The organism is Treponema sp. JC4, assembly GCF_000260795.1.
Lineage (GTDB): Bacteria > Spirochaetota > Spirochaetia > Treponematales > Treponemataceae > Treponema_D.
In genome coordinates, this window is sequence record NZ_AJGU01000026.1 from 23400 (window position 1) to 32508 (window position 9109).

Sequence of the window (9109 nt, forward strand, 5' to 3'; positions counted from 1 at the left end):
GTAAAATATGAATACTTTTGAAGATAAACTCGAAAAACTTGAAAAACTCAGTAACGACATAAAAAGAAATGATATTTCTCTGGAAGACGCCCTTAAGGATTTTGAAGAAGGAATCAAGCTTGCTGCCGGAATGGAAAAAGAGCTTGAAAAAATTGAAGGCAAAATCCAGATTCTTATGAATGAGCCTCTTCCAATGGCAAAGGATAATCCTCCTCAGATGGAACTTTTTGACGGAGCAGATGAATTAACAGGAACAGCCGGCGCTCCACAGGCAGGAACACGTCAATGAGTCTTGAACACCCTGTAAAAACGCTTAATGCCGAGGTTGCAAGAAAAATTGCAGCAGGAGAAGTTATTGACCGCCCAAATGCAATTATCCGAGAGCTTATGGATAATGCAATCGACTCAGGCGCAAAAAACATTACCGTAGAAATTTACGGCGGCGGAATTGAAAAAATCCGCATTGTTGATGACGGCTGCGGAATGACCAAGGACGATTTACAAAACTGTGCCCGTCCTCATGCAACAAGTAAAATTGCCACCGAAGTTGATTTAATGAATCTTACGACTCTGGGTTTCCGAGGAGAAGCCCTTGCCTCCATTGCAGCAGTTTCCCGCCTCAGCATAACCTCTGGCGGCTGGAAAATGAGGGCCAGTATTACAGAAGACCACATAATTGAACCGGCAGCCCCTGTTGAAGGAACTATTGTTCAGGCAGAAGGCCTTTTTGAAAACTTTCCTGCCCGCCGCCAGTTCTTAAAACGCCCTGCTACCGAAGGAATGATGTGTAAAAACACCTTCATAGAAAAGGCTTTATGTAAAACCGATATTTCTTTCCGCCTTATTGTGGATGGGGAAATAAAAATAGATTTACCAGCCGGCCAGAGCCAGAAGGAGCGTTTTGTACTTGCAAACGGCTATTCAGAAGATCTGGCACTTTTTAATCAGATAGAAAATACTTCCAGCCATTTTACAGATGAAAATCCGGACTGGAAGTTTACGGTTATAATTGGAGAGCCTGCCGTAAGCCGCTCTAACAAAAAGGATATTTTTATTTACGTAAACGGTCGCCGCATTCAGGAATACTCTCTTGTTCAGGCTATCGAATACGGAGGACAGGGCTACTTTCCTAACGGCACTTACCCGGTTGCAGCAGCCTTTATAAATGTTGCTCCAAGCCTTGTGGATTTTAATATTCACCCGGCAAAAAAAGAAGCCCGCTTTTACGATATTTCAGATTTACACCACGGTCTAAGCTCTACGATTAAGGCCTTTTTCCTTAAATATACCCAGACTAATTTTGCAGAAGACAAGCCTGCAGATTTTGTAAGGGAATTCTCTTTTGGAGAAGCTGCAATTTCTGAAGTGAAGCCTGCTTACCAGGCCCATATTTCCTATAAAAATTACTCTCACACAGCTTCTGGCTCAAGTTCAGGGGCAGGCTCAACTGGAGATTTCAGGTCAAGGCTTTTAGGAGGCGGAGGATTTTCAAAGACTACAAGTGCAGCTTCACAGACAGGGGGCACATTTGCAGCTTCTTCGCTTGCCGAACAGGCGCTTTCAATTACAAAAAACGCTGATAAGTCGGAGGATGCCTTAAACTACCGCGCTGACTCGTCAGCGCCTTCATCATCAAAAATCAAATTCATAGGCTCCTGCCTTGGAACCTTCCTCCTTGTTGAAAAAAACAATACCCTTTATTTTATTGACCAGCACGCGGTTCACGAGCGCATTCTTTTTGACAAGCTTATGAACAATCAGGGAAAATCTCAGCCCCTTTTGATTCCCTATAAAATCAAAACCGAATCAAAAAGTCAGGATAATCAGCTTGAAAAATTAAAGGATTCCCTTACGGCAATTGGATTTACGACAAAAAAAGTTCAGGATGGCGAATGGGAAATTACTTCTATTCCGGAACGCTGGACAGGCACTGAATACGACCTTCGCACCCTGCTTTTTGTAAAACACGTTGAACCAGAGGAAATTATACGTTCAATTGCGGCAATGACAGCCTGTAAGGCAGCGGTAAAGGACGGTTATGTTTTAGATGACCAGACGGCAGCAGAACTTGCAGAAAAGGCTTTTTCGCTGGAAGATCCTCACTGTCCGCACGGACGTCCTGTTTACACAACAATCTCGCGGGAACAGCTTTTTGCCCTGGTAAAAAGAACTTAATCTATTCTGTAACAAGCTCCGGAATAAGTTCCGGCTCAGTTTCTGTTTTTACTTCAGGTTCTGGGACAGGTTCCGGGGCATTCTGTGTATCATACTTCTGAAAGCGTTCTTCTGTTTCGCGCAGTTCCAGAAGACGTTTTTCTTCCCTCTTCTTTTCTTCAAGCTTTCTCTGACGCTCTTCTTCGGCAAGTCTTCCTTCTTCAAGAATTACGGCATCTTCTACAAGCATTTTTTTTCTGGGAATCTGAAAGTTTTTCACCCTGAGAATCTGAAATGGAATCAGGAGAGCCAAAATTTTCGTCAAAGTAGATTTCAGAAAGTTCTTCATCCACATTGTAAAAATCAGGATTATCTTCAACAAGCTCATCCCAGTCACCATGCTCATAAAAATCAGGATTTTCGGAATATTCTTCGGTAAGCTGTCTCTGAGCCGCAGCCTCTGCATCAAGCCGTCTCTGTTCTTCTTTTAAAAGACCGATCAGCTTGATGATTTTCACCCTCTGAGGATTTTTAGGGTCTAGCTTTAAGAAATTTGTATAATCAGAAATTGCTTCAATGTAGCGCTTAAGGTGAAGATAGCTGTTTGCGCGGTTCAAAAAGGCCCGGGAAAATTTCTTGTCCTGTTCAATTGAAAAAGTAAAGCATTTGGCAGCGTTATTATAATCTTTAAGGGCAAAATAGGAATTTCCCATATTGTATTGAATTATTGTCTTATTTGTTGAAGGGCTTTTCATTGCATTTTCAAAAACTTCAATGGCTTTTTTATGCTCACCAGTCTGTGCATAGGCAAGTCCCAGATAATTATAAACGTCAGCGCCTGCCTTACCTGTAGCAACTTCGGCTTCCAGAAGAGGAATTGCCTCTTTAAATTTATTCTGAGTAAAGAGAAGAACGCCTTCTGAATAAGCAAAAAGACGGGCTGTGCCGGTAAAAAAGAAAAGCTCAAAAAAAATGCATATGACAGGAAATTGTATTTATTTCTCATAGTTTTTCCCAATATAAAGTTTGACATCAAAAAACAAATAATTTAATCTATTTATATCTGTTTATCGAAAGATTTTACACACTTTTTAAGATAATCTTGGAGAAACCTGAACGTGTTTGTTGTAATTCTTATTATTATTTTACTTCTTGTTGTCGGTGGACTTGGAATTGTCGTTGCAAGAAGCATTATGGCACCTCACAAACTTGATAATGTACCTCGCCTTTTGCGTCAGGGAAAAACTCAGACAGCAATCAAGATGTGTAAGCAGATTGTTTCAAAGGAACCTAAAAACTATCAGGCTCATTTTTATCTTGGTAAAGCTTATTTAAAGGAAAACAGAACAGAGCTTGCCCTTATGGAATATAAAACCGTAAATGACAATGCCTTGTTCGGTGAAGGAATAGAAGAACTTCCATTCCGAAAAGAATATGCCCAGATTTTACTGCAGCATAATCAGCAGAATGATGCCCTCCAGAATTTTCTTCTTCTTACAAAAATGGAGCCAAATAATGCCGAAAACTTTTTTCAGGCAGGCCGCATTTATGAGCTGCAGAACCGCTACGACATTGCCCTTGGTTTTATGCAGAAGGCAGCCATGCTTGATAAAAAGCACGCAAAGGCTCATGCGGAAATCGGACTTATGATGTACCGCACAAAACAGTATGAAGGTGCAAAAAAAGAAATTGATATCGCAATTAAATTAAGCCCGGAAACTTATTCTTCTTACTATTATTTAGGAAAAATTCTTAAAGACCAGAAGGATTTGAACTCGGCAATTAAGGCTTTTGAAAAGGCCCAGAGAGATCCAGAAGTCCGCCAGAAGGCTCTGATTGAACACGGTTCCTGCTTTATGGTTGCAAACCGCTACGACAATGCCGCAATGGACTTTCAGCGCGCAATCGACCTGGATAAAAACAATTCTAATCCGGAGACTTTGTTTGCCCGTTATTTCTTAGGACTCTGCTACGAAAAATCCCGAAAAATTGATGATGCCATCAAGCAGTGGGAAGAAATTTACAAGCGTAATAAAAACTTCCGCGACGTTGCTTCAAAGCTTCAGGAATACAAGGATTTACAGGCAAACGACTATCTTAAAGATTACCTTACCTGTTCAAATGATGAATTCCCTGAAATCTGCAAAAATACCGCAGAAAAAGGCCTTAATATGCAGGTGCTTACCTGTGACCTTAAAAAATGGGGCTGCCAGATTACTGGTGTTGCAAAAGGTGATGATTCCTGGATGAACGTCCGCAAGCAGGTTATTCTTATCCGCTTTTTCAGAAATCCTGAGCCGATTGAAGATGCTCCTGTCCGCGAGGCAGTTGACCTTCTGAAAACTATGAACGCCGTAAAGGCTTTTATGTTCTCAAGTTCAAACTTTACCCAGGCTGCAAAACATTTTGCAGAAAACCGTCCTGTTGAGCTTGTAGAAAAGCAGAAACTCGAAGCTGTTCTTTCTAAGGCAGGCTCATAAAAGTCCTTTAAAATGAAAATCTTATGCCTTTCAGATTATGTCGATCCTCTCATTTATAATCCAAACTTGAAAAATGCCTTTCCGGACATTGATATGGTTCTTTGTGCCGGAGACCTTCCTATGGATTATATTGATTTTGTCGTTACAATACTGAATAAGCCTACATATTTTGTATTCGGCAATCATAATCTTAAGGAATTACGCTTTTACGAAAAAAATCCCTCACACCTTCCTATGAACCAGGCTCAGGCGCCAAGGCAGTTTATCCGCCCGGACGCTCCAACCCACGGTGCAATTTATGCAGGCTTTAAATGCCTTGAAAATAAAAACCTTTCCTACATTGATCCCAAAACCGGAAAGAAGACTCCCCTTTTAATTGCAGGAATATCGGGAACCTGTAAATACAATAACGGAGCCTGTCAGTTTACAGACCGCGAAATGAAGCATCTTTTGAAAAAGTTTTCTCTGCGTTTGTTATGGAACAAAATCCGTTACGGACGCTATCTGGATATTTTTTTAACACATGCAACTCCGCGTCATATACACGACCACGAAGATCCCTGCCACATAGGTTTTGACTGCTTCAACTGGTTTTTACAGAAATTTAAGCCAAGCCTTATGATTCACGGTCACATTCATCTTTATGATATGCGGGAAGAAAGAATCGGAACTTATTACGGAACAAAAATCATAAATGCCTATGCCCATTGCATAGTAGAATTTCCAGATACCTCTGACATAAAGTCGGAAAATGTATCTCAGGAACTTGCAAAGGAGGATTTACAAAAATGAGCATGACAACAGCACAGACCGAAGAGGATTTTTCAAAGGCTCACAACAAGGCCTTTTTTAATGAAATACAGCATTTTTTAAGTCCTGAAGAAGCCCGTCTTCTTTCCTTAAATGATGTAAAGCAGCTTATAAAGCCAAAAAACGAAACTTATATCGGCATGCAGACTATTGCAGTTGATAAGGTTGTAGGAAGTGAAGGCCGCTACAACGACTTTGACAACCGTTTTTTCCCAAAAAATACCCATCTCAGAAACCGCTGGCAGCATGTTGATGAAGCCGCAATCAATTCTGTAGTTCTTCCACCGATTAAGGTTTATGAACTTGCAGGACTTTATTTTGTCCGCGACGGAAATCACCGGGTTTCAGTTGCAAAAGCAAGGGGAACAGAATTTATTGATGCGGAAGTAGTTTCTTTGCAGAGTGAAGTCGTCCTTAAGCGTCCAAACAACCTTAAGGATGTAATCCGCCAGATTATAAACTATGAAAAGCGTTCCTTTTATGCAGAAACCGGCTTTGGTGACATAACTGATTACTGGTGCCTGGATTTTTCTACAACAGGAAGCTACGACGTTATTTATAATCATATTTTAACCCACAAATACTATCTCAATCTTCATAAAACAGAAGAAGTATCTATGGAAGAAGCCATAACTTCCTGGTTTGAAAGCGTTTACTACCCTCTTGCAGTTACAATTCAAAAGAAAAAACTGATGAAACATTTTAAAAAACAGACCGTTTCAGATCTTTATGTCTGGATTGTGCGTTACTGGGATGATTTGAAATCAAAATTCGGCGATGAAAATGTTTCTATGGATAAAGCCGTAACAGATTTTTACAATATGAATAAAATTCCTTTACTGCGAAAGCTGAAAAATAAAACAATCGGCTTTATTTTGAGGAAAAAGATTCAGCAAAACTGATAAAGCAGGGGAAAATTTGGTTTATGTATAGCGCTAAAAAAACTTGACGACAGAAAACTTCAAGATTATAATTTAATTTGTATTATAAGGTACGAATATAAAGGGAGATAAAAAACTTTGACTTCAATCGATTCATTCATCAGTGTTCCGCTATTTGCATCAGCGATTTTTGGATTATTTATCCTTCTCTCATTACTTACTTTAAAAATCAAAGGCAAAACAAAGCCTAGTTTCATTTTTTATATAACTATTGCCGTACTTATTCTGGGTGGTATCTATTCTGCCATTTCAAAAAAGAGTATTTTCTTTGTTTTTGCAATTATAATTTCTGAATTTCTTATCGAAACCTTTATTTTATTTAAGTCTTTTGACAATCCGGAAAAGCGCGAAGCCAAAAGACTGGCAAAAGCAGCTTCAGAAGCAGGTCATTCAGGTGATCAGGATTCAGTATCTGCCTCTGTTATAGCAGAACTTGAAGAAAAACATAAAAGAACCCTTCAGGTTCACAATGATTTTGTAAATAAGGTATCTACCTTCTTCTCAAGCGATAACAGTATGGAAAGTTTTCTTGAATACTGTAACGGTGTTTTGAGAGAAAAGGTTTTGGCAGACGGTTGTATCATTCTTATTGCAGATGATTACGATCAGGTTCTTGCAGTTAAATCTTTTGTAGGTTCCTTCCCTCCTCCATATAAATTACCAGATGATTTACCTCATAAGCCTCTTAGAGTTGAAACAAATCTCCGATTTGCTCAGTTCCAGCTTAGCGGTAATATTTTTGGTGATATTTTTAAAGAAGGAAAACCTGTTCTTATTGAAGATTCAGTAAAAGACCCTCGTGTATATCAGAATGGTCCTGAGGATTTCTTAAAGACCGGAAGTTACATTTTTGCCCCAATCCGTGAGGAAGAAAATGTTGTTGGACTTATTGGTCTTGCTAAGAATCCGGGTGAATCAAAATTCAATAAAGATGACTTAGATAAGGTTGTAGACCTTGCAGATGCAATTTCTATGACTATGAATCCTCTTTACAGTTTCCTGGCTTATGCAGAAAAAACTGAATTGAACAAGGGCGGAAGCATTGCTTCTAAATATCAGAAAGACTTACTCCCTCAGAAACTTCCTGTTATTGGAAAAACTTCAATCGGATGTTTTACAAATCAGGCAGAAGGTGTCTGCGGTGACTATTACGATATTCTTGCTTCAAGAAAAGATAAGGTTTCCTTTATCATGGCTGACGTTGCAGGAAAAGGTATGAATTCACTTATCGTAATGATTATGATTCGTGCAATTCTCAGACTTGCAGTAAATACAGCCCAGTCTGCTTCTACAATTATGACCTGGACAAACAGAGGAATCTGTGGTGATACTTCAAAAATCGACCATTTTGCAAGTGTTGCCCTTATTAACTACAATTCGACAACAAAAGAAGCAGAGATTTCAACCTGCGGTAACAATCCGGTCTTCCTTTTCTCTGCAAAAGATAAGACAATAAAACAGATTTCTACTCCAAGTGAACCGCTTGGCGTTACAAAAGAAACTGTTTTTGAGGATATTAAATTACAATTAAATTCTGGAGACATCTTGGCAGCTTGTACCGATGGTTTGCTTGAATCATTGAATGAAAATGGTGTACAATACTCTTCAAGTAGTTTGTCTAGAATTATAATAAAAAATTGCAATGCAAGTGCTAAAGAAATTTCAAATAAAGTAAAGGACGATTTGAAAAAGTTCTGTGGCGTTGCACAGCAATATGATGACCAAAGCCTTCTGGTTATAAAAATACAATAGAAAGGAGCTTCTAATGGAACTGAAGATACGTAAAAATGGTGATGTTTACATTATTGACGTAACCGGGGAAATGGATCTTTACAACTCTTACAAACTCAAAGAGCTTGTAATGAAAATGTTGGAGAAGAACGTTAAAAATTTTGTAATCAACCTTGAACAGGTAGACTACATCGACTCGTCTGGAATCGGTGCTTTGATTTACATCTGTTCTACAATTAAAAAGATGAACCTTAACCTTGCGATTGCTAACATCCATGGTTCGGTTAAGAAAGTTATTGAACTTACAAAACTTATGGGCTACTTCCCGATTGCAAACAGCATCGATGAAGCGCTTTTGATGGTTAAAGAATAATCAATACTTTCACGTCATAATCGTTTTTTGAGGTATAAAATGCAGGAATTTAAAGAGCTTAGATCGGATGAGAATGACCCTTTGTTTGATAAAACAAATATGCTTAAAAAGGAGTTTCCATCTGATTTCAGACAGATCAGATACTTTACTCTTTTGATTGTGCAGTCAGCACCAACAGAGATTAAAGAATTAAACCTTCTTGAACAGCAGATTAGTGAAGTTATTAAGAATGCCGTTAAACATGGTAATCACTGTGATATTAACAAGAAAGTTACAGTATGGTATTCATTCAGTCCTACTCACGCTCATATTATTGTTCAGGATGAAGGAGAAGGTTTTAAAGATCTGGATAAATGGAACGACTTCAACAGAAAGCGTCTTGAATGCCTTCATAACAATGATTTTATGCAGCTTGCTGATTATGTATCTTTCAAAACTAAAGAATCAGACAGCCAGGACGGTGGTAATGCTTTGTTTGCAGCACTGGAATACTGGAACGGCGGCTTTGTTTATAACGGAAAGAAAAATGCCGTAGCTATGCTTAAGAAATTCCAGCAGAAGTTCCGCACAGCTCACGATGGCGAGTAAAATAATTAAGATACATTTTTAATGCATAAAAA

Annotated in this window: 10 protein-coding genes and 1 pseudogene; 8 read left to right on the forward strand and 3 right to left on the reverse strand. The window is 38.9% G+C overall.

Going from position 1 to position 9109, the window contains the following annotated elements:
- Positions 1-7: 7 nt before the first annotated feature.
- Positions 8-289, forward strand: coding sequence for an exodeoxyribonuclease VII small subunit (xseB, locus tag MSI_RS09910; RefSeq protein ID WP_009106428.1), 282 nt, complete (start codon positions 8-10; stop codon positions 287-289).
- On the forward strand, positions 286-2175 hold the full coding sequence (gene mutL / locus MSI_RS09915) for a DNA mismatch repair endonuclease MutL (RefSeq protein ID WP_009106430.1): 1890 nt from the start codon (positions 286-288) through the stop codon (positions 2173-2175). The genes xseB and mutL overlap by 4 nt, the downstream gene beginning before the upstream one ends.
- A 1-nt stretch (position 2176) precedes the next feature.
- Here the strand turns inward: mutL and MSI_RS09920 are convergent, their stop codons facing one another.
- The 3 genes and pseudogenes from MSI_RS09920 to MSI_RS15195 all read right to left on the reverse strand — a co-directional run.
- The gene (locus MSI_RS09920) at positions 2177-2404 is read right to left on the reverse strand and encodes a hypothetical protein (protein WP_009106432.1); all 228 of its coding nucleotides are present in this window, start codon (positions 2402-2404) and stop codon (positions 2177-2179) included.
- Positions 2376-2909 (reverse strand): tetratricopeptide repeat protein, encoded by a 534-nt coding sequence (locus MSI_RS14055; protein WP_050983926.1) that lies wholly within the window; start codon positions 2907-2909, stop codon positions 2376-2378. The genes MSI_RS09920 and MSI_RS14055 overlap by 29 nt, the downstream gene beginning before the upstream one ends.
- Before the next feature lie 6 nt (positions 2910-2915).
- Positions 2916-3149: pseudogene (locus MSI_RS15195) on the reverse strand (tetratricopeptide repeat protein); the annotation flags it as partial.
- Between the two features lie 123 nt (positions 3150-3272).
- On the opposite strand from MSI_RS15195, the gene MSI_RS09930 reads away from it, so the two are divergent.
- From MSI_RS09930 to MSI_RS09955, 6 genes are all read left to right on the forward strand, one after another.
- Positions 3273-4634 (forward strand): tetratricopeptide repeat protein, encoded by a 1362-nt coding sequence (locus MSI_RS09930; RefSeq protein WP_009106436.1) that lies wholly within the window; start codon positions 3273-3275, stop codon positions 4632-4634.
- Between the two features lie 12 nt (positions 4635-4646).
- Positions 4647-5426 (forward strand): metallophosphoesterase, encoded by a 780-nt coding sequence (locus MSI_RS09935; RefSeq protein WP_009106438.1) that lies wholly within the window; start codon positions 4647-4649, stop codon positions 5424-5426.
- Entirely contained in the window at positions 5423-6346 is a 924-nt protein-coding gene (locus MSI_RS09940; RefSeq protein ID WP_009106440.1) for a transcriptional regulator, read from the forward strand. The genes MSI_RS09935 and MSI_RS09940 overlap by 4 nt, the downstream gene beginning before the upstream one ends.
- A 117-nt stretch (positions 6347-6463) precedes the next feature.
- Positions 6464-8137 (forward strand): GAF domain-containing SpoIIE family protein phosphatase, encoded by a 1674-nt coding sequence (locus MSI_RS09945; RefSeq protein WP_009106442.1) that lies wholly within the window; start codon positions 6464-6466, stop codon positions 8135-8137.
- Positions 8138-8150: 13 nt separating this feature from the next.
- On the forward strand, positions 8151-8489 hold the full coding sequence (locus tag MSI_RS09950; RefSeq protein WP_009106444.1) for an anti-sigma factor antagonist: 339 nt from the start codon (positions 8151-8153) through the stop codon (positions 8487-8489).
- Positions 8490-8528: 39 nt separating this feature from the next.
- Positions 8529-9077 (forward strand): ATP-binding protein, encoded by a 549-nt coding sequence (locus MSI_RS09955; protein WP_009106445.1) that lies wholly within the window; start codon positions 8529-8531, stop codon positions 9075-9077.
- Positions 9078-9109: the final 32 nt, after the last annotated feature.

Excerpts from the sequence above, each read along its gene's own strand:
- xseB (WP_009106428.1), top strand. The coding sequence starts at position 8 with ATGAATACTTTTGAAGATAAACTCGAAAAACTTGAAAAACTCAGTAAC.
- MSI_RS09920 (WP_009106432.1), bottom strand. The coding sequence starts at position 2,404 with ATGCTTGTAGAAGATGCCGTAATTCTTGAAGAAGGAAGACTTGCCGAA.
- MSI_RS14055 (WP_050983926.1), bottom strand. The coding sequence starts at position 2,909 with ATGAAAAGCCCTTCAACAAATAAGACAATAATTCAATACAATATGGGA.
- MSI_RS09955 (WP_009106445.1), top strand. The coding sequence starts at position 8,529 with ATGCAGGAATTTAAAGAGCTTAGATCGGATGAGAATGACCCTTTGTTT.
- MSI_RS09940 (WP_009106440.1), top strand. The coding sequence starts at position 5,423 with ATGAGCATGACAACAGCACAGACCGAAGAGGATTTTTCAAAGGCTCAC.
- MSI_RS09935 (WP_009106438.1), top strand. The coding sequence starts at position 4,647 with ATGAAAATCTTATGCCTTTCAGATTATGTCGATCCTCTCATTTATAAT.
- MSI_RS09950 (WP_009106444.1), top strand. The coding sequence starts at position 8,151 with ATGGAACTGAAGATACGTAAAAATGGTGATGTTTACATTATTGACGTA.
- mutL (WP_009106430.1), top strand. The coding sequence starts at position 286 with ATGAGTCTTGAACACCCTGTAAAAACGCTTAATGCCGAGGTTGCAAGA.